The sequence below is a fragment of the Vibrio sp. 10N.261.52.C11 genome, from assembly GCF_041471405.1.
In the GTDB taxonomy this organism is placed as follows: Bacteria; Pseudomonadota; Gammaproteobacteria; order Enterobacterales; family Vibrionaceae; genus Vibrio; species Vibrio crassostreae_C.
Window position 1 is genome coordinate 143,870 of record NZ_JBFROI010000029.1, and the last position, 23,403, is coordinate 167,272.

Below are 23,403 nucleotides of genomic sequence, written 5' to 3' on the forward strand. Positions count from 1 at the left end.
TAGTTTTGATATTTATGTGTCGTAGATAGAAAAAAGGCCAGCACAAGTGCTGGCCTCAATCTAAACTGAAAACCTACGGTGCACAGTTTGCATCTTCTACAACGTTAGCTGTAGCTTCCACGTTAGCTGCTGTTGCTTGAGTGTATACGACACAGTTAGTAGTGTATCCGTTAATACCAAACAATGCTGACGTAGCGCCGCTTACTTTAATAAATTCAAAGTCCTCACCAGCACCTACACCTTGAACAATTGTTTGGATAGCTGTAGATGTTGCTGCTGGGTAACCAAATACCGTATCAACGTTACCACTTGTAGTTGTTACTTGAGCTGAAGACAGTGCTTCTTCACCTTCTATTGCAGATTTTCCATAAATAATGCCAGATGCACCTTGGATAGCACCCGCTAGACCTTCAAGAGTTGCGTTCTTCGCATCATCTTGCAGGTTTAGGAAACGTGGTGCCGCAGTTACAGCAAGAATACCTAGAATAACAATTACAACCACTAGTTCGATTAGGGTGAAACCGCCTTGTCTTTTCATAGTTAAGCTCTCTCTATGTTTAATTTTACGCAGACTTACTGCAAAGTTACGGTCACACGACCAGTTTTAATTTCGTAAACAAATTCATGTTCTGTACTACCTTCTAATTGAACGTAAGTACAGGTTGCATCAGTTGAATTCGCTTGCGCTGAATATTTGTAATTTGAGTCATTAGCGACATCTGAAACCGCACCAACTTTAGGTGGGTTTTGCAGCAAGTTTTCCATCAACTCAGAACATGTTTCATCTGAAATATCTTGTGGCGCAGTGCTCGAATTGTTGTTCAGAGTCCACGGATAGCCGTCTCGAAAATCAGTATCGACGTTGTTACTGTTCTTTGATCTTGTTAACCAAAAATCAACACCATCATAGTTTACAGTATTGTATGTTTCAACACCTATCTTCTCTGACGGCCTTGCTTCCGCTTCCCATTGTGCTCTTGCTGACAAAACAGCCGTTGCAAAGCCACCAGCGACACCTTCAATACTGGATTTCTTGGCTTCATCCGTCACATCAAGAAAACGAGGCAACGCAGCGACCGCCAATAAACCAACAACTACGATCACTATCACTAATTCGACAAGGGAGAAACCCTTTTGATTCTTAAGCATTTTCTACCTACTCATCTAATTATTAACGCGCATTATACATTCGCGCACGTATAAAACCATACTAAAACTGTCAATATTTTCACAAAGCCAAAATATTGGCTTTTACACTAAACCTTTCTCTTTCAAGTAATATATCTACCTGATATTTATCAGTATAATGATAACTACAGTGAAAGTGTCTGTTATCACTTTTATCTTCAACTCTTGGAGAGCTTAGCCCTAAAATGCTCCCTTGAGGATATAATTGATCCAGCCAATAATTACAGTCTCGCTCCGTACCTTGGATAGGCATTACCCACCCAGTTCTGCTGTAGATCTTTGGGGGTTCCGAGCCTTCTTCTTGCCCAGCACCCGATAACAAATACTGCTGTTTGAACAAATTGGCTTGCTCTAAAATCCGCTTGCTCGCGACGATAAATGCCGTGTTAGTCGCTTCTTCTTCTACCGTTTTGAATGCCGAAAGCACACCGACAATAAGAAAAAGAATAACCACTGTCCAAATAACAAAACGTGAGCGTTGTAGGTTATTTAGCATTCCCTAGCCTTTGATCGCATCCAACATTCCCCACATCGGCAAGAAGATACCTAGCGCCAAAATCAGCACCATGCCTGCAACGATGATTAACAAAATGGGTTCAATTCTGGCGGTTAAGGTTTTCAGATCGTAATCGACTTCGCGGTCATAAAAATCAGCCACTTCAAGTAATAGCTCATCAATACGACCCGTCTCTTCACCGACGGAGATCATTTGTATCACGAGCGGTGTGAAAATTTCGCTGTTAATCGCGGTCGACGAAACCGTACTACCGGCTTCAATGGCCGATTTCATGGCTTGAACTCGCAACTCTAGAAAACGGTTATCTAAAGCTTCCGCCGAAAGCGCTAGCGACTGGTTCAGTGGAACACCCGCTTTAAGCATCAAAGCAAAAGTACGCGAGAAGCGTGACAACAGTGCTCGATTCACTACCCCGCCAATGACCGGCATTTTTAAGCGTAATCGATCCCACTTTTCCAAGCCTTTGTCTGTCTTCACCCAAGCTTTAAAAGCGAAGATAAGACCAAAGATCACTCCAAGCATTAAGCCCCAGTAATTCACAAAGAACTCAGACATACCAATCAAGATACGAGTAGGCAGCGGCAAGTCGACACCAAAGCGCGCAAACATGCTTGAGAACTGTGGAATAACCTTGATGTTAAGAATGAACATTGCAATCAAGATAAAACTGATCACGAATGTTGGGTAACGCATCGCAGTCTTAATTCGTTTGCGAGTCTCAACTTCTTGTTCGTAATATCCAGCTAATTGCAGTAAAGCCTGATCTAGACGGCCTGTGTTTTCACCAACGCCAATCATCGAGACAAACAACGGACTGAATACCTTTGGGTGCATCTGCATTGACGCCGCTAAGCCGCGACCATTGGTTAGCTCAGCAACCACCTCTTCCAAGGCGGCTTTCAGCTGCTTATTTTCGCAGTTTTGAGTGAGGCCTTTCATCGATCTTAATAGTGGTACACCCGCTTTGGTTAGGCTGTATAACTGTCGACAAAACAGAACCAACACCTCTAACGGTACACTCGGAAAGAACAGACTCGATACATCCATATCTAAGACTGAACCACCACTTTTGCCCAGTTTGATAGAGGTTGGAATGATCCCTTTACTCATCAAGCTTTCAGCAGCAAGATCTTCGTTATTCGCGTCTAATTGCCCACTTACTTGACTACCATCAGAGCTGCGACCTACATAACGATACGTTGGCATATCATTCTACCCCTACAGATAAATTGGGTCAGTGGCACCGGACGCATCACCTTCGCCAAGATGCATTATCTCATCAAGACTCACGACACCTTGCAGAGCCAATTCCATCGCAGAAGCCAATAACGGTTTATAGTTTTCAGACTGTCTCGCCTTTTGAGCAAAACCTACCGCATCATTAGCTCTCAGTGCATCCATCATGTTTTGCTCTAGCTCCAACATTTCAAATACACCAATTCGCCCGCGGTAACCGGTTAAGTTACAGTTCTGGCAACCACGGCCTTTCATAAACGGCACACCTACTTGGTTAGGGAAACGGACGCTCAGCCATTGCTTGCGAGGTTCATCTAACTCATCCTCAACCTTACAATCTGTACACACTTTACGAACTAATCGCTGTGCGACTACTGCTCGAACAGCGCTCGCGACCAAGTAACCCGGAGCACCCATATCCATCATACGCAACGCGCTGTCTACCGCATCATTGGTATGTAACGTACTTAATACTAAGTGGCCGGTCAGTGCAGCTCTCAAGCCTATCTCAACGGTTTCGTGGTCACGCATCTCACCGATAAGAATAATATCGGGATCCTGACGTAGAAAGGTTCTCAAGATAGTAGAGAAATCGAGATTGATCTTAGGGTTTACCTGAACTTGATTCACACGAGGTAGGCGGTATTCCACCGGGTCTTCCGCAGTAATGATCTTTTTACCCGGTTCGTTTAATTCACTTAACGCGCCGTATAAGGTTGTTGTTTTACCTGAGCCGGTTGGTCCGGTAACCAAAATCATGCCATGTGGACGGCGCAATTGTTGACGCAGACGAACCAACAGATCACTCGGTATGCCCGACTCTTCTAGTTTACGTAGGCCTGCTGACTGGTTAAGAAGACGCATAACCACTGATTCACCGTGCTGTACTGGCATGGTCGACATACGAATATCAACCGACTGACCTTTAGCTCGGATATTAAAGCGACCATCTTGAGGAAGACGTTTCTCTGAGATATCGAGGTTTGCCATCAGCTTCAAGCGCAGTACAAGTGCAGAAGCGATATTCACTTCATTCAGCAATGTTTCATGCAGTACGCCATCAATACGCTGACGAAGACGCAATACGTTTGAATCTGGCTCGATATGAATATCCGAAGCACCAACCTGAATAGCATCTTCAAATAGCGAGTTGATCAGCTTAACGACGGTAACTTCATCACTGTCTTCTTCAGCGATATCGAAATCAAAGGCATCATTAACTTGGTGTTCAGCGTGAAGCTGTTCTGCAAACGAGGCGATCTCTTTGGTTCTTCGATAATAGCGATCGAAGCCATCAACCAATTGCCTTTCTTGAGCAACAACGAATTCCAGCGCGTAATCGCCGAGCTGACCAAGCAAAGACTCTTGGGCAAACAGATCGGCTGGGTCACTCATAGCAACACGTAAAGTGTCACCTTGGCGCCCAATCACTAAGGCACGAAGGCGACGAGCATGTACTTCTGGCAAAAGCTGTACCGCTTCAACATCGACAACGGCTCGGCTTAAATCAATAAGAGGAATCGCTAACTGCTGCGACAAAAAGCTCAGCATTTGCTGTTCTGACAAGAAGCCAAGCTCAATTAGAGCATCACCGAGCTTACGCCCAGTACTTTTCTGAGCGGCCAGTGCTTGTTCAACTTGAGCCTCGGTGATAATGCCTTCTTCGACAAGCAAATCACCAAGTCTTTTTCTTAATCTAATTTGCATCGCCGCTCTCCTCTAAAGCATTGAGTATTTTTAACCGGTCACGCACAAAGCTTTGTGATTGAGATGAGATACCGACTCTGGTTAACGCACCTTGGTATGACGCTTTAGCAGCCGTGAAGTCGAGTTGGCGTTCTTGCTGAATCGCTAAGCCCAACCACCAGCGAGCGTTATCTGAATCGACCTCAACCAACTTTTGATAACTCTCGAGTGCGATTTCTTCTTGCTGTGATTTTTGGCTCAACGCCGCACGCATTGCTAGATACTCTTGAGTTGGATGCGGAGGCATGTGTACTAAAGGGCTCAGCGCCGCTTCTGATTGATTCGCTTTAACCAGCAGTTTAGATAACCCTAATCGCAATTTTTCACTGTTGATGTTGAGCTTAATTCCAGACTGATAAAGCTCATAGGCTTTGCGAGTATCGCCTTTACCAAAATAGAGAATCGCAAGTTTCTGACGGACATCTTCATTTCGTGGCGTGTAGCGTAGAGCTTCAGTGTAGCCCTTCAACGCACCAGTAAGATCGTTCGCATCAAGCGCTTTCTGAGCTCGACCTTGTGCATTCACAGATAGCTGTTCCGGAGTTAACTCAACCTGTTCGATCAACATTCCGCTATTTTCTGAATCACCAGAGGCTACAGGCTCATTAGAGATAGACGCAGGGGCTTTTTTTGCCACACTAGCAACGTAAATCGGTTGGGGGATGTCAGTCCTAATCGTTTTAGGCGTGCTTAGAGGTTTAGCCGGTGTTTGTTGTTTTGTCGCTTTTGGGGCAGACATAACAACTGATTCGGAAACACTAGGCTTAGATTGAGCGCTTTTTGCCATCGCAGTGTTTTCTGTTGAAAGGATCGCAGAGTCTAGTGTCACCAATTTCTTAGTTGGCGATGAGATAGGTTGAGCAACTTCCTGAATGCCATTTGAATCATCAACGACAGAGACTTGAACCTGTAAATCTCGAGTTGAGATTGACTGCTCAACAATAGACTGATCAATCACAGGGCCTTGCGATATCGCCCAACCGCCCATCGCTAAGCTCAAAGTAAAACCTGCAACAACCCAAACTAGGGGGGAACGCGTTTTTACTTTAGGTACGACTGCCGCTTCAATCGAAGTCGCTGACTTTTTCTTTGCCAATTCAGACAAGGCGTTGTTAATGACGCTCATAATTAATTCCAACCCCACAGTATTGGCGTTTTAAATTTAGGCTTACACACATCGTACGTTTCATGCATAGCTGAAAAAAGATGTTGGTTGTCGATACTTTTCTTATCTTCACTGAACGAAAGCAATAGAGCCTTATGGCAAAGTTGGTTTATCAATCTAGGGATACCTAACGACGAACGACAGATCGCCTTTTTTTGATTCAAGCTGAATAACTCAGGGCTGCCACCAGATTTAGCGATTCGATTATCAATATAAGCCACCGTTTCATCGAGATTCAGCGGTCTCAGTGTCGAACTAAATGTGATTCTTTGGCGAAACTGCCTTAGGTGGTAAGCCTCTAATCGAGCATCCAATTCTGGCTGACCTAATAAGACAATCTGCAGCAGTTTTTTATCTTCCGTTTCAAGGTTACCAAACAACCTTAATGTTTCGAGCGCTTCATCCGATAGAGCCTGAGCTTCATCAAGAATAGCCACCACTCTTAAACCAGAATTGTGCAATTCAATGAGCTTATGCTGAATGTTATCAACCAAGGTTGCTTCATTATCGACAGCTAAACCAAGCTCTGTTGCAACCGCCTGGCGCAAGTCTGCCCCTGATAACACAGGGTTTGGTAAGTAGATCAGAGCTGTACAGTCATGTAGGTGATTGACCAACATCCGGCAAACCATGGTTTTTCCAGTGCCTACCTCTCCGGTCACCTTAATCACGCCCTCGCCCATTTCCAACGCCGAGATTACCGTCTGAATCGCTTCGAAATGAGGCGCTAAACCATAGAAGAAATCGGTATTCGGCGTTAAGGTAAATGGCAGTTGTTCAAAACCAAAGTGAGCTTGATACATACGACGACCTAGCTTAGTGAGACACTGCCACTCTATATTGAGAAAGTAAGCAATTACTCTTCATCAGGGAACCACTGCTGAAGAAGATCACGTGAACGCTCCAACTCATTTTGCCAAGTATTCACACCCACGATCGTTGGCTTAAGCAAGATCACGAGCTCAGTTTTTTGCGTTAACTGATTGGTATTACGGAACAAATGACCTAAGGCTGGAATATCACCGAGGAATGGAACTTTAGAAGTCACATCACTGGTGTTGGATTTCATCAAACCACCAATAACAACCACATCGCCATCTCGAGCTCGAATCACTGAGTCAGACTCTCGAATAGAGCTTTTCGCTAAAGGAAGTTGCACCAAACCCGTTGTAGAACCAAGGTTGAGCTCTTTCACTTCTTCCTCGACCTCAATAACGGCAGGGTGAACATGTAAAAATACGCCCCCTTTGTCATCTATCTGAGGAGTTACATCCAAAGAGATACCAGAGAAAAAGGGAGTGAGCTCAACTTCAGGAGCCACATTCGCGTTATCACCACTACCGACTGAGCTTGATAAATCTGTTACGTAATACTCATCGGTTCCCACTTTGATAACTGCTTTTTGGTTGTTCGCAGCCGTTACTCGCGGGCTCGATAGAACGTTAAGGTCACCTTGAGTATCCATAAAGCTCAAAACCGCTTCGAAGCTACCATCAGAGATCGTGACATTAGTTTGCCCACCGAGTAGAGAACTGATCGCATCTAACGGCGGTAGAGTACTTGTAGGGCGGTCAATAACAACACCACCGCTACCAATAGATTTAGATAGATTGGACCAGCTAATACCTTGTTGGTAACCATCACTCAAGGTCACTTCCATGATTTTGGCTTCCAAGATAACTTGGCGCTGCAAACGCTTCTGAGAAATGCCTAAGAACTCACGAACTTCACGAATTTCGTCAGGGTAAGCACGAACCGTAATCACACTCGCTTGCGGGGTCACGACAACGCTTTGCCCATCGCCCGAGCCAATTAAGTGAGCAACCGCCGCTTCAAGCTGTGGCCAAAAATCACTTTCAGAGGTCGTTTCAATCTCTGTACCACCATTCGATGTCGAGTTTGATGAATTAGAAGAGTTAGATGAATTTGACGAGTTTGAGTTCGAGTTTGAAGAGCTCGATGAATTCGAATCTGAGTTAGAGATCGTGCCGGTGGTGATCGTCGTTAGTGAGCGACCAGAACGCTTAACTTGTAAGTAATCGACAGGGATCGTTACGGTGCGAAGACCGGCAGGATAAACTTGAATCACTTTGCCACGCTTTTCAATATCGTAGCCATACATATCTTGAGCAACAGCCAGTACCTCATCTAACGTCACGTCCGTTAGATTAAGCGTAAGGTTTCCAGACACACTTGGGTGAATAGCCGCACTATATTCCGTACCTTTCACTAAGCTGGCAAAAAAAGTTCTCGCTTCAACGCCTTTTGCCTGAATACGAAAACGCTTAACCGTTTCCATCCCCGGAGACATCGAGTCAGAATTAAGCTGAGGCATAAGGTCATCTTGAACCGACGAAGGCAGCTCATGAAGCGCTCTGCTATTGGCTTCATTAATTGATTCGTTTAAAGACTCTTTGATCTCAACAGGATCTCTATGCCCCATCGAACAGCCGACTAAAGATGACACTAGGATTGCTACTACAAGTTTACGCATGTCTTCACTCTAACCTTAATTATTCTTAACATCTAAAGAGAACATCTCTAATTTCCACTGCTTAGAGCTTCTCTGCAGAGTGACGTATTCTGGATCTATGTTCTTAACTCGGTACCCTCTGATCGTTTCCCCTTGTCCGAGAATCTGACCATTCATAATCGCATAGCAAGGCGTATCTCCCTTACACACGATGCTTTCTAAAGAAGGCAAGCGATAACGAGTTGGTGCTTTCTTAGCAGGCGCCGTTTTCTGTTGAGGTGAAAGCCAGCCTAATGGCGCCGTGGGATCTTGCTCAGCCCACACAAAAGAGCTACTAAATAGCAAGGACAACAAAAGAGTTCTAACCACCGATAAACTCCTGTCTAGTACCTAATGTGTAAACCTCGAACACCAGTCGAGCTTTAGGATATTCTTCTACTGAGTATTCAAATGTGCGCCAGTAGTAACTCACAGGTAGAGACTCAAGTGCTTGAAGGTAAGCTGAGATATCAAAGTAACTGCCGGTTAGCTCCATTCTTACAGGGTGAAGAAAGTAGCCTGAATATTCGCTGGTCTCTTTATTGTTCGAAATCGCTTCTGGTTTTAATGACTCTAGCGATTCAAGCTTTAGTCCATTACCGGCGTTAAGAACGCTCTCCAGTAACTGCGACATTTGAGAAGGTGTGATTAATCCATCAACAATCTGAGAAAGCTGAAGAGAGAGATCTTGGCTCTCCACCAGCAGCTTTTTGTACTCTCGATTAATTTCTTTGTCTGGGTCTTTGTTTAACTGAGCTTGCAGAACAAGTAACTCACCTTGCTGCCTTTGATTCGATTGAGTCAGGCTGCTCGCCTTGGCATTTTTAGCTTGTAGATCGAGATACGCAGGCTCAACCAATAAGGTGAACAACAACATCGATAGGCCAACAAAACCACACATAAAAAGTAGCCATTTTTCTCTTTGACTTAATGCAAGAAACTTATCGCTCAGCTGGTTCCACTGCTGCATTATTTACTCTCCCGACGAGTACTTAGCTCAAACGTCACCACATCCTGATCATTACGGCCAATTTTTAGTTTTTCAAAAGTGCGTCCGACTAAATTAAGCTCACTTTTAAACTGACCAATCCAGTTCGGAACGACATTTGCGTTACGAGCCAAGCCACTAAGATCTAAAGTATCGTGGGTCATGTAGATGTGCGAAAGAGAAATGTCATTTCGGCCTAATTTAGCTAAGGAATTCATGACGCCAGAATACCCGACTTGTTGGGATTCGTCGTATTGTCCAACAGCCTTCAAAGCCTCTTTTTTAGCCTCAGTCTCACGTTTGAGACGCGCAACCGCCGCGACTTTCTCTGGAGACGGTTTATGCTGAGTTAACTTACTATTCAATTGGTTAACTTGCTTGTTAAGTTGATTCGAGTCTTGTTGCAGGGCTGTTAGCTCTTTATCTAGATTAGAAACTTGATACTGCATTGCGAAGTAACCACCAAGCATCAAAACACAAACTACTCCCCAGCTCGCAACAACATTGGTCAGCGTAAAATATTCTTTTTTAGGCTTAAGGTGTTCAGGGTAAAGATTGACCTTAAACGTCTCTTTTTCAGCTGCAAGTTTAAGCAACAAACTCTCTGAATTATCACGCTCACCTTCAACCAACAGTGAAACTGTCGAGCTCAATGTACTGTTTAAGGCACTTTGTAACTCTGCTTCATCTTCTTCGTCACAACAGATTTTAAGCTGGTGAAGCTGGGTGCCTTTGATTTGAGAAGAAAGGTAATCAATCGAGCGTTGAAGTTCTAGAGCAAGACCATCTAACTGCAGAGCGCTTGATGCAACACCCGTTAAAGGTGGAACAACACTACGGATGGTTCTTTGAAAGCAAACAGTATTTTCAACAAACGCACCTAGCTTAAAGTGTGAATTGGCGCTGCGCTGCAAAAGGATGAAATTAGACAGTTCGCCAGCACTGTAACCCCAGATTTCATCTTCAGGAGCAACGCCTATTAATTCAACCTGAACCGAATTAGCAATATTCAAAAGCTTGTCTAACAGTTTTTTAGGCAGAACATACACTTGCAGCTTATTCGACGTCGGTAACGCGACTGCACTCGCGATAATTTCAGTCACTCTTTCAGAGACAAGATCTTTGAGTAAAAAAGGCAAGGCAACCGACCATTCACTCTCTGGAATGTCCGGTTTATCAATTTGGTAGGTTTGGTAGTAGTTAGCACAGACAATCAGCTGGAGGCTATTACTGGTAAACGCCTCACTGCTAAGCGATTTTTTTAGCGCACTCTCCCAGTCCCCATTAACCACGGGAATGCTGGTTACTTGAGGTTCTTGTTCTGTCGATGAAATATAAATGGCATCGTTGCCTAACATGACAACTTGAGAGCTGTCTTTATTATTCGTTGGCTTTATCTTGTCTAAAATCGCTTTAAAATTCATTGTTAACTACTACTCTTACGCCATCGATTTCTTCGTCCAACTTTCACAACAGATTCCGCTTTCGCGACCTTTTCAGCTTGATTAGGCAAAGGGATAATTTGTTGTTCTTCGTCGAAATATCTCCCTTGATAGCCGTTAATGCCTAACTCTATCAAGGTGTTCTTTTCTTGTTCTGTCTCGACTCCAACGGCAATAACTTGAGTTGGGGAGTCACCGCATGCCCCAATTAAGCTTCGGACAAACAGTTGGTTCTCATGCCTTTGATCGATTTTCTTTATTAGGCTTCGATGAAGCTTAATATAATTAACCTTCAAATCCTTTATATAGTGAGTGCTAACAATGGTTCGCCCAGCTTGGCCAACCACAACTTTACACCCTAAACCTCGCAACATCTTTGCCACCGGTCTCATATAATCAAGATGAGCAATCAAGTGCCCTTCTGGAAACTCAAACGCAAGCTGAGAGCGGTGTTGAGCAGAGAGCTGTAACAACTCACTCCTAAACCACTTAAAGTGCTGTTTATTAGCAAACGGGGTAACATTCAGATTCACTGAATAGTTGATAGGTTGAGTTGATTCTTTCAACGATTTCAACACAACCTTTAGAACCGATTGGTCCATTTGAGCTTGATAACCCACTTGCTCTACCGCAGGCATAAATCGAGACGATTTCAATAAACCTTTGTCAGGATCCTGAATTCTAGTAAATATTTCTCTATGCAATTCATTAACTTGACCAGATTCCGGCATAAGATAACACCGCTGAGCAAAGATTACTAAATTTTCAGGAAGCAGCGCTTTATCAAGTAATGTTCTCCAACGAACACTGCCTCTATCAAGCTCATTCTTATTCTCTTTCGGGTAACGGCTCCAGTTATTAATACGCTCTAACTGAGCACTCTTTAGTGCCGTTTCCGTTTCATCCATGATCTGGCTATGACGCTCACCTTCGGTATACATGGTCACACCAATATGACACCAGTTATCCGACTCTAAAGGCTCTGGCGGAGTTAGCTTATCTAACTGCCTTAAACACTGAGCAGCCAAGGTCGCAATATCTTTTGCGCCCTGATGAGGGATAAATACAGCAAAGTCCGCTTCGTAATAGCGAGAAAAAATGACATCGGGATAGCGTTGAACGATATTCGACAGTACTTCACCGACTTCAATAATAAAGCCGTCTGTGGTTTGCTTATCGTTAGCATCACTAACTTGCTCCCATTCGTCGATACGTATCAGTAACACACCGCCTCGAGCACCACTTTCATGCAGTGCCGATTCCAGCTTATTATCGAATAAAACTCGGTTTGCCGTTCCCGTGAGTTTATCTAGGAAAGTATGGGTACGAATAAAGGTATCAAAGCGACTTCGTTCTTGACGAGCATCTTGTAGCTCTTCAATCAATACATCTAAGGCTTCGCTTGCGGTATAAGGCCACTCTCGCTCATCTCCCTTTGCATGAGCTTCAACCTGACCGGCCAAGATCATTCTTCCTCGCTCTTCCAAGATTTCAGAACCCATGAGTTGTTCTTTCAACCAACGAACACCGCGAGCAAGACAGAACAGAACCAATGCGACAGCCAAAGTAATTGACCACATCGCTTCCATTGAGTAGTTGTAGCCAATATAAGGAGGAAGTGCTTTAAATTCGATTCGGTAGCCTTCATTACGCTCTAAAATGAAGCTTTTCTCATAAAGACGATTGGGATCAATTTGTGGGGAGGTATCTTTGAAACGATAAACGATGCCGGTCTTGTTCGAGAGTTTCATCTCAACAATATTGCTCGCCTGCAACATCTTAGGCATCCAACGCTGCATTGAATACGCGGCGTCAGGGTCTTCCATCTCTTTATCTACAACGTCGACAATGCCAACCAAATAATGGTCTAAATATTCCTGTCCAATACGCTTAAAGGAAAGTGTGCCACCAATAAAAAGAATGAACATCGCGCTGATCACTATCACGGTGACAAATGCGACCAATCGAGTGCTCAATTTTAGTGTCGGGGTATATCTCATGAATAACGAAATCCTTTTCAACTCACATTATACCGTATTGCTACTTATACTATAAATTGACGTTGTAAATAAAGCGTTAAGAATTGTAGGTAACAAAAAGCCGCGATGAACGCGGCTTTTTCCAATTTAATACTGTCTTTATAATATATTAAAAACAGGGATCAAAATGGGATGTCATCATCAAAATCCATTGGCGGCTCATTATATTGAGGTTGAGCCTGCTGAGGAGCTTGTTGAGGTGCTTTTGGCTGCTGTTGAGCGGGAGCACTGTATTGTTGTTGCTGTTGTTGTGGCTGCTGTGGCTGACCCCAACCACCTTGCTGTTGGTTGTTACCCATGCCACCTTGAGCAGGAGCACCACCTTGAGCACGGCCGCCAAGCATTTGCATTACACCATTGAAGCCTTGAACAACCACTTCAGTTGTGTAGCGATCTTGACCGCTTTGATCTTGCCATTTACGTGTTTGAAGTTGACCTTCAATGTAAACTTGAGAACCTTTACGTAGGTACTCACCAGCAACTTCCGCAAGCTTGCCAAACAGAGCAACACGGTGCCATTCTGTTTTTTCACGCTGCTCGCCAGTTGCTTTATCACGCCATGACTCTGACGTTGCAATGGTAATGTTCGCTACTGCGCCGCCATTTGGCATGTAACGAATTTCAGGGTCATTACCTAGGTTACCCACTAATATAACTTTGTTAACTCCACGGCTAGCCATGATTTGCTCCGTCTAAATTCATAGTCTCAGAAAATTTTAGCGCACAAGAATAGCATGCTTTTCTGCAGTGATAAATCGCATTCCTATTCTCTCCTCACTACAAAGAATAAAAACGTAACAAATCATGATATTCAGAGCGATGTTGCTTTTTTCTCCACTTACAAACCACTCATTTACTTTGATAATTGATATTCAACGCAAGTCACTATCAAGGCGCTAGAGAAGCTAAAGCCTGCATGACAACGTGGAATCTAATCCCACTCAAACAGGACGTTTCAATGAGAAAATCAAGATACGCTCGCACTTTACACTTTCTGTGCATCGACCCAAACGATACCTATCTACATGTAAAAGAGATAGAAAAGCATTTATCTATTGTTCTCTACAAAATGACACCCGACGAATTAATGCTAGTTGATAGAAAGCGGAGTAACCGGATCTTGCTCGTCGATTACAGAGAGGTACCACAACTACTGATTATTTGTCCTAACCTGACTGTTATGTGGAAAAATCACGAAATCATTTTATTCAATGTCCCCCAGCAACTTCCAACCTCAGAGCTTCTTACCTATGGGGTACTAAAAGGACTCTTTTACAACACTGAACAAAAGGACAAGATTGCTCGTGGTCTTCAAGAAGTCATTGATGGCGATAACTGGCTGCCAAGGAAGGTAACCAATCAACTGTTGTTTTATTATCGCAATATGGTCAATACCAACACCACACCAACCAATGTTGATTTAACCATTCGTGAGATCCAGGTGATTCGCTGTCTTCAATCCGGGTCTTCAAACACACAAATCGCCGATGACTTGTTTATTAGTGAGTTCACGGTTAAATCTCACCTCTATCAAATATTCCGTAAGCTTGCGGTAAAAAATAGAGTTCAAGCGATAGCATGGGCAAACCAGAACCTGCTTGCATAATCGACCCACCTCTTAGTCTGACGATAATTTTGAGGGAAGCTCTAGTAAACCATGGCTATTGTTGCTGAATTTTCGACATAACTTATGCTAGAGTTGCCCTCAGAAATATCAACCACTCAGGTTGAATCAATAATTATTATAGATAAAGGGTCTTATCATGATCAAAAAGTGCCTTTTCCCGGCAGCTGGCTACGGTACACGTTTTTTACCTGCAACCAAGTCAATGCCTAAAGAAATGATGCCTGTAGTAAACAAGCCTCTGATTGAATACGGTGTAGAGGAAGCTATCGAAGCTGGTATGGATGGAATGTGCATCGTTACTGGACGTGGTAAGCACTCGATCATGGATCACTTTGATAAAAACTACGAGCTTGAGCACCAGATTAGCGGCACCAATAAAGAAGACCTATTGGTTAATATCCGTGAAACGATTGAAGCGGCAAACTTCACCTACATTCGTCAACGTGAGATGAAAGGCCTTGGCCATGCTATTTTAACGGGTCGCGAACTTGTAGGCGATGAACCGTTCGCAGTAGTACTTGCTGATGACCTTTGTGTGAACGAGCAACAAGGCGTGCTAGCTCAGATGGTTGCGCTATACAAACAGTTCCGCTGTTCTATTGTTGCTGTACAAGAAGTTCCAGAAGAAGAGACTCACAAGTACGGTGTTATCTCTGGCGAAATGATCAAAGATGACCTTTTCCGAGTTGATGACATGGTAGAGAAGCCAGAGCAAGGTACAGCACCAAGCAACCTAGCGATCATTGGTCGTTATATTCTGACTCCAGATATCTTTGAATTAATCGAGCAGACAGAACCAGGTAAAGGCGGCGAAATCCAGATCACTGATGCATTGCTAAAACAGGCAAAAGCAGGCTGTGTATTGGCTTACAAATTTAAAGGCCAACGTTTTGACTGTGGTAGTGTTGAAGGCTATATCGAAGCAACAAACTACTGCTTCGAAAACCTATACAAGAAAGACCAGCAGCAAATCGAGCTAGGTAAACACTCGACCAAGAAAGAAGCATAACGACTGGTTAATCACTAACGTTACTGATTTTAGAAAGGGCGACTCTTTGAGTCGCCCTTTTTGTTTACTGTTTTTTTATCCAGTAAAACTTTGCACAAATCTCACTCTATGTAATACTTTAGCCACTTAAAATTACATGGTCTATTGAGATGGATAAAATAGAAATTAGAGGCGCTCGTACGCATAACCTCAAAGACGTCAACCTAACCATTCCACGTGACAAACTGACTGTCATCACCGGATTATCGGGTTCAGGAAAGTCGTCACTTGCGTTTGACACACTCTACGCAGAAGGTCAGCGTCGTTATGTTGAATCTCTGTCTGCTTACGCTCGTCAATTTCTATCTCTTATGGAAAAGCCTGATGTCGACCATATTGAAGGTCTGTCTCCAGCTATCTCAATAGAACAAAAATCGACTTCACATAACCCTCGCTCAACCGTCGGTACCATTACCGAAGTCTATGATTACCTCAGATTATTGTATGCGCGAGTAGGCGAACCTCGCTGTCCAGACCACAACATCCCTCTAGCAGCACAAACCATCAGTCAAATGGTCGATAAGGTCTTAGAACTGCCTGAAGGCTCAAAGATGATGTTGATGGCACCGATTGTCAAAGAGCGCAAAGGTGAGCATGTTAAAACACTGGAAAACTTAGCTGCGCAAGGCTTTATCCGAGCCCGAATTGATGGTGAAACCTGTGATCTATCCGATCCACCAGCACTTGAACTTCATAAGAAGCACACCATTGAAGTTGTGGTAGACAGATTCAAGGTTCGTCCTGATCTTCAACAGCGTTTAGCCGAGTCATTCGAGACCACATTAGAGCTCTCTGGCGGTATCGCTGTCGTCGGCTGGATGGACGAAACGGATCAAGAAGAGATCGTATTCTCTGCTAACTTCGCTTGTCCTAAATGTGGTTACAGCATGCAAGAGCTTGAGCCTCGCCTGTTCTCATTTAATAACCCGGCAGGAGCATGTGGTACGTGTGATGGTCTTGGTGTTCAACAGTATTTTGATCCAAGCCGAGTGATTTTAGATGAGAACCTAAGCATTGCTGAAGGTGCGATAAAAGGTTGGGATCAAAAGAACTACTACTATTTCCAAATGCTAACGTCGCTATCAGACCATTATGGTTTTGATCTGTATGCGCCATTTAATTCTCTACCGAAAAAGACTCAAGAGATCATTCTAAAAGGATCAGGTCGTACTGAAGTGGAATTCAAGTACATCAATGACCGAGGTGATATTCGGGTTAAGCGTCATCCATTTGAGGGCATTTTAAATACCTTGGAGCGCCGTTACCGTGATACTGAATCGAGCGCAGTGCGTGAAGATCTTGCTAAATACATCTCAACCAAATCGTGCTCTAGCTGTGATGGCACTCGCCTGAGATTAGAAGCTCGTAATGTTTTCATTGGTGATACAACACTTCCGGAAATCGTTGAACTTAGCATTGCTGACGCACTACAATTTTTCCAAGAATTGAAGCTAGACGGTCAACGTGGGCAGATCGCAGATAAAGTGATGAAAGAGATCAATGATCGTCTGCATTTCTTAGTCAACGTTGGTTTGAACTACCTTAACCTATCACGCAGTGCTGAAACGCTGTCTGGTGGTGAGGCGCAACGTATTCGTTTGGCGAGCCAAATCGGTGCCGGTTTAGTTGGCGTTATGTATGTACTTGATGAGCCATCAATTGGTCTCCACCAGCGCGATAATGAACGTCTATTGCAAACCTTAATTCACCTGAGAGACTTAGGTAATACGGTACTTGTTGTGGAACATGACGAAGATGCAATTCGTTGTGCTGACCATGTTATCGATATCGGTCCAGGAGCAGGGGTGCACGGTGGTCACGTGGTGGCAGAAGGTACCATGCAAGACATCATCGAAAACCCGAACTCTTTGACAGGCCAATACCTGAGCGGTGCTAAAGAAATTGCAGTGCCTGAAAAGAGAACGCCTATCGACAAGAAAAAGGTCGTCGAGATCGTTGGCGCAACGGGGAACAACCTAAAGAATGTGACCGCGACAATTCCTGTTGGCTTGTTCAGTTGTATTACGGGCGTATCAGGTTCGGGTAAATCAACGCTTATCAACGATACCTTCTTTAAAGTCGCCCACACTCAATTAAACGGTGCCACGACTGCAGTTCCAGCAAAGCACAAAAAGATTAAAGGGTTAGAACATTTTGATAAGGTAATCGACATAGATCAAAGCCCTATCGGTCGTACACCAAGATCAAACCCTGCGACCTACACAGGGATTTTCACCCCTATTCGTGAACTATTCGCGGGCACTCAGGAATCACGTTCTCGTGGTTACAAGCCAGGTCGATTCAGCTTTAACGTTCGTGGTGGTCGTTGTGAGGCTTGTCAGGGAGACGGCGTAATCAAGGTAGAGATGCACTTCTTACCCGATGTGTATGTGCCTTGTGATGTGTGTAAAGGTAAGCGTTATAACCGTGAGACTCTAGAGGTCCGCTACAAAGGTAAAACCATTGACGAAGTTCTAGAGATGACTGTGGAAGATGCTCGTGAATACTTCAACCCGGTACCTGTTATCGCTCGTAAACTGCAAACTTTAATGGACGTTGGCCTTTCCTACATTCGCTTAGGGCAAGCAGCTACAACCTTATCTGGTGGTGAAGCTCAGCGTGTTAAATTAGCGCGTGAACTGTCTAAACGAGACACGGGAAAAACCTTATACATTCTCGATGAGCCAACAACAGGCCTTCATTTCCACGATATCCAGCAGCTACTGACGGTATTACATAGACTGCGTGATCACGGTAATACAGTTGTCGTGATTGAGCACAACCTAGATGTCGTTAAAACAGCAGACTGGATCCTAGATCTTGGCCCAGAAGGTGGGCAAGGTGGTGGTGAGATTGTTGCAGAGGGTACACCTGAAGATGTGGCGTTAGTCGAAGGTTCACACACTGCTCGCTTCCTTAAGCCTATGTTAAATTTGAAGTCGGTGTAAAATAGCGCCCTGCGGGCAGACAGAAAAATGTTAAAGTAACAGAGCTTGTTTCAGAAGGAACAAGCTCTGTTTTTATAAGGTTAGGGATTTATGGCAACAATACACACTAGCGGTACTCAGCTAGAAAATCAGGTCACTCAGCTACCACTCAACAAAGCATTTCTGGCTTCTTTAGCTGTTGTATTCTTGTTAGCTATGCATTTTTTTATGCCGAATCCTGGTGGTTCGGGCCTTGCTCTATCCTTTAACCCTACCACTTGGCTAGCGCTAAGCTTCACGCTAGCGATTGGCTTTTACCAACTCGCGACCAATCGAGTACTCAAGTATTCCAAATTAACAATTGGCTTGTTGATTAGCTGCATCATACTCACGCTACCCATTTTATACAGCAATGCTGCACCTCAAGGAGCGTCAGGACGCTTGCTTGGATTGTGGGCGGGCTTTGCCTTATTTGTGGTGCTGCAGCAATTTAAGTTCAGCAATAAACACAAGCAACGTATGTTGTGGTTCATTGTACTTGCTGTTGTTATACAAGCACTATTTGGCTATGTGCAATATTTCTTATTAGAACCAGGCAACCTATTTGGCTACAACACTGCTGCAAACCGACCATATGGGATATTTCAACAACCGAATGTAATGGCAAGCTTTCTTGCTACTGGTTTTATGCTGTCCGCTTACCTTTTAGCAAGGCAGCCGGCTAAATATAACCATAAGATCAGCGAATCATTCCTACTGTATTTAACTCCAACCTTAACCGTGCCCTTGCTGATCATCATTGCATCACGTACCGGATGGTTGGCCGCTGTCATTGGGTTTATCTGCATTCTGCCCTATCTATACAAGTTCTCGACCAAGAAACGCTTCTACGGATGGTGCGCATCAGTGCTCGTCGGTGTCGTCGTCGCTTTTTCGGTGATCAGCCTAAGTGCGACTGATAGCCTCGCTAGCAAGAAAGCGAACCTAGAAAGCCCGCGCGCTTATACGTTTCCGCAAGCTTTAGATATGATGATCGAAAAGCCATTTACAGGTTATGGTTACGGGAAATTTGAGTCTGAATACACGCTATATACAGCTCGCCAACATCAACTCAACTCGAACTATCATCCAGGTCTTCCTTCAATGGATCACCCGCACAATGAGTTCCTGTTTTGGGGAGTTGAAGGGGGGATTGTACCAATCATCGGAATCTTGATTGCTGCAATATTGGTGATGTCACGCATAACAAGTTCAGCAAAGGGAACACGTCTAGCCCTGCTCGCGTTATTTATCCCAATCCTTTTGCACTCTCAACTTGAGTATCCTTTTTACCACTCGGCGATTCACTGGATAACATTCATTATATTGATTTACTGGGTAGATCAGCGCTCTTCCCGACATTATCAACAGTCGTTCAGTATCATCAGCAAGACCCTATTTAGAGTGTTGAGCTTAGTGCTCCCTATTTTGGTCAGTTTTTATATGTTGAGCGCCCTGCACACCAACTATGTACTGACTAAGTTTGAACTGTCTAAGCCGAAAAATCCGGACATTCTTAAGCAGGTAACGAACCCAGTGGTGTGGAAAGATCGCTACGATTGGGATATATACAGCACTTACCTTAATATCGGCCTCTACAAAGCCGACTCGAGCCTTATACAGCCTTACATCGATTGGTCACTGGAGATCATAAAGAGTAAACCAAGACCGGCTTTCTACAGCAATCTGATTCTGGCGTATCAAGGCCTAGGAGAAGAAAGTAAAGCAGAGCAAATTCGTAGCGAAGCGAACTTTTTATTCCCTAACAGAGACTTTTCAAAGGTTCAGTATAAGAAAGTGTCACAAGCAGAAGATAACGTTTCGTCTGCAGAATAATGTTAAGAATTCGCAACGCAAGCTTCACTTAGTAGGCAGTAGGAGCTTGGGGTAGATACAAAAAAGCGCACGATCTCTCGTGCGCTTTTCTTTTTAATTTCAGTTCATGCAGCTACTTCAAAACATCTTTTAGCGCTTTTAGGCACAACGCGACATTCTCTTTACGAGCACCGTAACCCATTAGGCCGATACGCCATGCCTTACCAGCCAAAGAGCCAAGCCCAGCACCGATTTCAAGATTATATTCTTCTAAAAGCTGCGTTCTGATCTTAGCCTCATCAATTCCTTCTGGGAAATAAAGTGCATTAAGCTGCGGCAGGCGGCTCTCTTCATCAACCACAAACTTTAACCCTAGAGCTTCTACGCCTTCTTTAAGCTCTTGGTGCATCGCATGATGACGAGACCACGCATTATCTAAGCCTTCATTTTTCAACAAAACCAGCGACTCATGCAGAGCATAAAGGCTGTTCACGGGTGCGGTATGGTGGTAGCTACGCTTACCTTCTCCACTCCAGTAACCTAATACTAAACTTTGATCCAAAAACCAGCTTTGCACTGGTGCTTTACGGGCTTTCATTTTATCAACCGCACGCTGAGAGAAAGTCACTGGAGATAGCCCTGGCACACAAGACAGACACTTTTGGCTGCCAGAATAAACCGCATCAAGCTGCCACTCATCAACCAGCAATGGCACACCACCTAATGATGTCACTGCATCAACAATCGTTAACGCATCAAACTGACGAGCGACAGCAGAGATAGCTTGAGCATCAGATAACGCTCCGGTTGATGTCTCTGCATGCACAAATGCAACAGCAACGGCATCGGGGTTTTCTGCCAATGCTTGTTCTACCTTTTCAACTGAAACGGGCTTGCCCCATTCGTCATCAACAAGGATGGCTTCGCCACCACAACGCACCACGTTTTCTCGCATACGCTCACCGAAGACACCGTTACGACAAACAATCACCTTTTCACCAGGCTCAATCAAGTTAACAAAACAGGTCTCCATACCTGCACTGCCCGGTGCAGAAACGGCAATCGTAAATTCGTTTTCAGTCTGAAAAGCGTATTTAAGAAGTTGTTTAAGCTCATCCATCATCACAATAAACAGCGGATCTAGGTGACCTATGGTTGGACGGCTCAAAGCCTGTAGCACTTGAGGTGAGATATCAGAAGGACCAGGCCCCATTAACGTTCGGTGCGGTGGATAAAAGCTATCGATAGCAGTAGTGAGTGTGAAATTAGACATGTACATCCCTTACGTTAATGTTGTGAACAATCCACCCTAAAGCAAATTGATTACCTCAGCAATTAGCCATAAGTATTGAGGTCAAACCACTGTCACATAATTGTTAAAATTATTTTTCAATTATCTCAAGTTACGGATTGACATTGTTACCACAAAAACGTTCAATGAAACGGCTATCTAGCAGAAGAGGAGCACTGCCCAGGCAGATGTTTTGTGGAACCGCATTTCCAATACAAAACATTTATGGGGAGCAGTGCCGAGATAATAAAAGTATGCAGGACCTTTATTATCGGTTGAGCGGGCTGAATCCCGTCAACTGTCGCCATTTCTATATGGTGAAGAGCTTCTGAGGTTACTATTCTAATAATTCCTCTCTTTTTGCTCTAAAACTCTCTTCGAAAAACATCGGACGTTGGATTACCCAACCGTAATTTTATTTTAGGAAGTCGTGGGAGATATATCGTGAGTGCATCTAATGTAGCTGGTTCTTTTAATGTCGCTAAGTTTGGTGGAACAAGTGTTGCCAACTTTGAAGCAATGAGCCGTTGTGCTGCCATTATTGAAAACAACTCAAACACGAAACTGGTCGTGAGTAGTGCATGCTCTGGTGTCACTAACTTGCTGGTTGAACTAGCAAATGGTGTTCAAGATAAAGCACGTCGTCAGGAACTAATGGCGCAATTAGCGGAGATTCATAACGCAATTCTTGACCAACTCGCAGATCCAATCAGCATCGAAAAAGAAGTTCACAGCATTCTTGATGACATTGCGAGCGCTGCCGAGGCTGCATCATTCCAAACAAGTACTAAACTGACGGATCACCTTGTCGCATGTGGCGAGTTGATGTCGACACACATCTTGGCTCAGATCATCTCTGAACGAGGCACTCCTGCTGTTCGCTTTGATATCAGAGATGTGATGCGTACTAATGATGATTTTGGTAAAGCCGAACCTCAACTAGAAGATATTGCCGCTCTAGCGCAAGAGAAACTGATTCCACTTTGCCAACAACAAGTTGTCGTTACCCAAGGTTTTATCGGCGCTGATAGCGAAAGTAACACCACGACTTTAGGCCGCGGTGGCAGTGATTACTCAGCAGCACTGATTGCCGAATCTGTACAGGCGATTGGTCTAGAAATCTGGACGGATGTTCCAGGTATCTACACCACAGATCCTCGTATTGCACCTAAAGCTTCTCCTATCCCAGAGATCAGCTTTAGTGAAGCATCGGAAATGGCAAACTTTGGTGCGAAGATCTTGCACCCATCGACTCTAGTACCTGCACTACGCCACCAAATACCGGTATTTGTCGGCTCTTCTAAAGCGCCAGAGTTAGGTGGTACTTGGATTCGTCAAGAAGTTGAGAGCTCTCCTCTATTTAGAGCGCTTGCCCTACGCTGCAACCAAACCATGGTTACGCTACGTAGCGCTAATATGTTCCATGCCTATGGCTTTTTGGCAAAGGTATTCGAGATCCTTGCTAAACATAAGATCTCGGTCGATCTTATCACCACTTCAGAGATCAGTGTTTCACTGACACTCGATCAAACGGATACCTCTGGTGGTGCCCCTGAGTTACCTGAAGCCGCTCGCATTGAGCTTGAGGAGCTGTGTTCTGTAGATATTGAACACGACCTATGCCTTGTTGCTCTTATTGGTAACAACATGAGTGAAAGCAAAGGCTATGCAAAGCAGGTCTTCGGCACTCTTGAAGACTTCAACCTACGCATGATTTGTTACGGTGCAAGCCCACACAACCTGTGCTTCTTACTAAATGAATCTGTTTCTAAGTTGGCGATTCAAAAACTGCACCAAGAATTATTTGAATAGAAAGTCCGTTT

At 44.2% G+C, this 23,403-nt stretch carries 19 protein-coding genes and 1 riboswitch; of the genes, 5 read left to right on the plus strand and 14 right to left on the minus strand.

The window, feature by feature from the left end; all coding sequences use genetic code 11:
• Positions 1–73 precede the first annotated feature (73 nt).
• From AB4323_RS12555 to AB4323_RS12615, 13 genes are all read right to left on the minus strand, one after another.
• A complete protein-coding gene (locus AB4323_RS12555) occupies positions 74–538 on the minus strand; it encodes a type II secretion system protein (RefSeq protein WP_372148825.1) in 465 nt (154 codons plus the stop codon).
• A 35-nt stretch (positions 539–573) separates the two neighbouring features.
• The gene (locus tag AB4323_RS12560) at positions 574–1,149 is read right to left on the minus strand and encodes a prepilin-type N-terminal cleavage/methylation domain-containing protein (protein WP_372152599.1); all 576 of its coding nucleotides are present in this window, start codon (positions 1,147–1,149) and stop codon (positions 574–576) included.
• A gap of 79 nt (positions 1,150–1,228) precedes the next feature.
• Entirely contained in the window at positions 1,229–1,684 is a 456-nt protein-coding gene (locus AB4323_RS12565; protein WP_017068728.1) for a hypothetical protein, read from the minus strand.
• A gap of 3 nt (positions 1,685–1,687) precedes the next feature.
• Positions 1,688–2,911, minus strand: a complete 1,224-nt coding sequence (locus tag AB4323_RS12570) for a type II secretion system F family protein (RefSeq protein ID WP_372152603.1) — start codon at positions 2,909–2,911, stop codon at positions 1,688–1,690.
• 12 nt (positions 2,912–2,923) lie between these two features.
• Positions 2,924–4,648 carry a GspE/PulE family protein gene (locus AB4323_RS12575; RefSeq protein WP_017061350.1) on the minus strand — a complete coding sequence of 575 codons (1,725 nt, stop codon included), beginning with the start codon at positions 4,646–4,648 and terminating at the stop codon, positions 2,924–2,926.
• Positions 4,638–5,813, minus strand: coding sequence for a lipopolysaccharide assembly protein LapB (locus tag AB4323_RS12580; RefSeq protein WP_065584674.1), 1,176 nt, complete (start codon positions 5,811–5,813; stop codon positions 4,638–4,640). The genes AB4323_RS12575 and AB4323_RS12580 overlap by 11 nt, the downstream gene beginning before the upstream one ends.
• A 2-nt stretch (positions 5,814–5,815) precedes the next feature.
• Positions 5,816–6,655, minus strand: coding sequence for an ExeA family protein (locus tag AB4323_RS12585; protein ID WP_017061348.1), 840 nt, complete (start codon positions 6,653–6,655; stop codon positions 5,816–5,818).
• 53 nt (positions 6,656–6,708) lie between these two features.
• Positions 6,709–8,346 (minus strand): pilus (MSHA type) biogenesis protein MshL, encoded by a 1,638-nt coding sequence (gene mshL, locus AB4323_RS12590; protein ID WP_372152606.1) that lies wholly within the window; start codon positions 8,344–8,346, stop codon positions 6,709–6,711.
• A gap of 15 nt (positions 8,347–8,361) precedes the next feature.
• Positions 8,362–8,694 carry a hypothetical protein gene (locus AB4323_RS12595; protein WP_017061346.1) on the minus strand — a complete coding sequence of 111 codons (333 nt, stop codon included), beginning with the start codon at positions 8,692–8,694 and terminating at the stop codon, positions 8,362–8,364.
• Entirely contained in the window at positions 8,687–9,334 is a 648-nt protein-coding gene (gene pilO, locus AB4323_RS12600) for a type 4a pilus biogenesis protein PilO (RefSeq protein ID WP_372152609.1), read from the minus strand. The genes AB4323_RS12595 and pilO overlap by 8 nt, the downstream gene beginning before the upstream one ends.
• Positions 9,334–10,776, minus strand: a complete 1,443-nt coding sequence (locus tag AB4323_RS12605; RefSeq protein WP_372152612.1) for an MSHA biogenesis protein MshI — start codon at positions 10,774–10,776, stop codon at positions 9,334–9,336. Before AB4323_RS12605 ends, pilO begins: the two co-directional genes overlap by 1 nt.
• A 2-nt stretch (positions 10,777–10,778) precedes the next feature.
• A complete protein-coding gene (gene csrD, locus AB4323_RS12610; RefSeq protein ID WP_372135482.1) occupies positions 10,779–12,794 on the minus strand; it encodes an RNase E specificity factor CsrD in 2,016 nt (671 codons plus the stop codon).
• A 161-nt stretch (positions 12,795–12,955) separates the two neighbouring features.
• Positions 12,956–13,513 carry a single-stranded DNA-binding protein gene (locus tag AB4323_RS12615; RefSeq protein ID WP_017061342.1) on the minus strand — a complete coding sequence of 186 codons (558 nt, stop codon included), beginning with the start codon at positions 13,511–13,513 and terminating at the stop codon, positions 12,956–12,958.
• 278 nt (positions 13,514–13,791) lie between these two features.
• On the opposite strand from AB4323_RS12615, the gene AB4323_RS12620 reads away from it, so the two are divergent.
• From AB4323_RS12620 to AB4323_RS12635, 4 genes are all read left to right on the plus strand, one after another.
• On the plus strand, positions 13,792–14,439 hold the full coding sequence (locus tag AB4323_RS12620; protein ID WP_029235092.1) for a LuxR C-terminal-related transcriptional regulator: 648 nt from the start codon (positions 13,792–13,794) through the stop codon (positions 14,437–14,439).
• Between the two features lie 157 nt (positions 14,440–14,596).
• Positions 14,597–15,469: a UTP--glucose-1-phosphate uridylyltransferase GalU gene (gene galU / locus AB4323_RS12625; RefSeq protein ID WP_017061340.1), complete on the plus strand. Its 873-nt coding sequence runs from the start codon at positions 14,597–14,599 to the stop codon at positions 15,467–15,469.
• Positions 15,470–15,618: 149 nt separating this feature from the next.
• Entirely contained in the window at positions 15,619–18,456 is a 2,838-nt protein-coding gene (gene uvrA, locus AB4323_RS12630; protein ID WP_372152614.1) for an excinuclease ABC subunit UvrA, read from the plus strand.
• Positions 18,457–18,546: 90 nt separating this feature from the next.
• Complete coding sequence (locus AB4323_RS12635; RefSeq protein ID WP_372152616.1) at positions 18,547–20,310, plus strand: PglL family O-oligosaccharyltransferase; 1,764 nt, start codon at positions 18,547–18,549, stop codon at positions 20,308–20,310.
• A gap of 112 nt (positions 20,311–20,422) precedes the next feature.
• On the opposite strand, the gene AB4323_RS12640 is transcribed toward AB4323_RS12635, so the two are convergent.
• On the minus strand, positions 20,423–21,562 hold the full coding sequence (locus AB4323_RS12640) for an alanine--glyoxylate aminotransferase family protein (RefSeq protein ID WP_372152618.1): 1,140 nt from the start codon (positions 21,560–21,562) through the stop codon (positions 20,423–20,425).
• A gap of 176 nt (positions 21,563–21,738) precedes the next feature.
• Positions 21,739–21,916, plus strand: a riboswitch (Lysine riboswitch).
• Positions 21,917–22,024: 108 nt separating this feature from the next.
• Here AB4323_RS12640 and lysC point away from each other — a divergent pair.
• Complete coding sequence (gene lysC / locus AB4323_RS12645) at positions 22,025–23,392, plus strand: lysine-sensitive aspartokinase 3 (RefSeq protein ID WP_372152620.1); 1,368 nt, start codon at positions 22,025–22,027, stop codon at positions 23,390–23,392.
• Positions 23,393–23,403 lie beyond the last annotated feature (11 nt).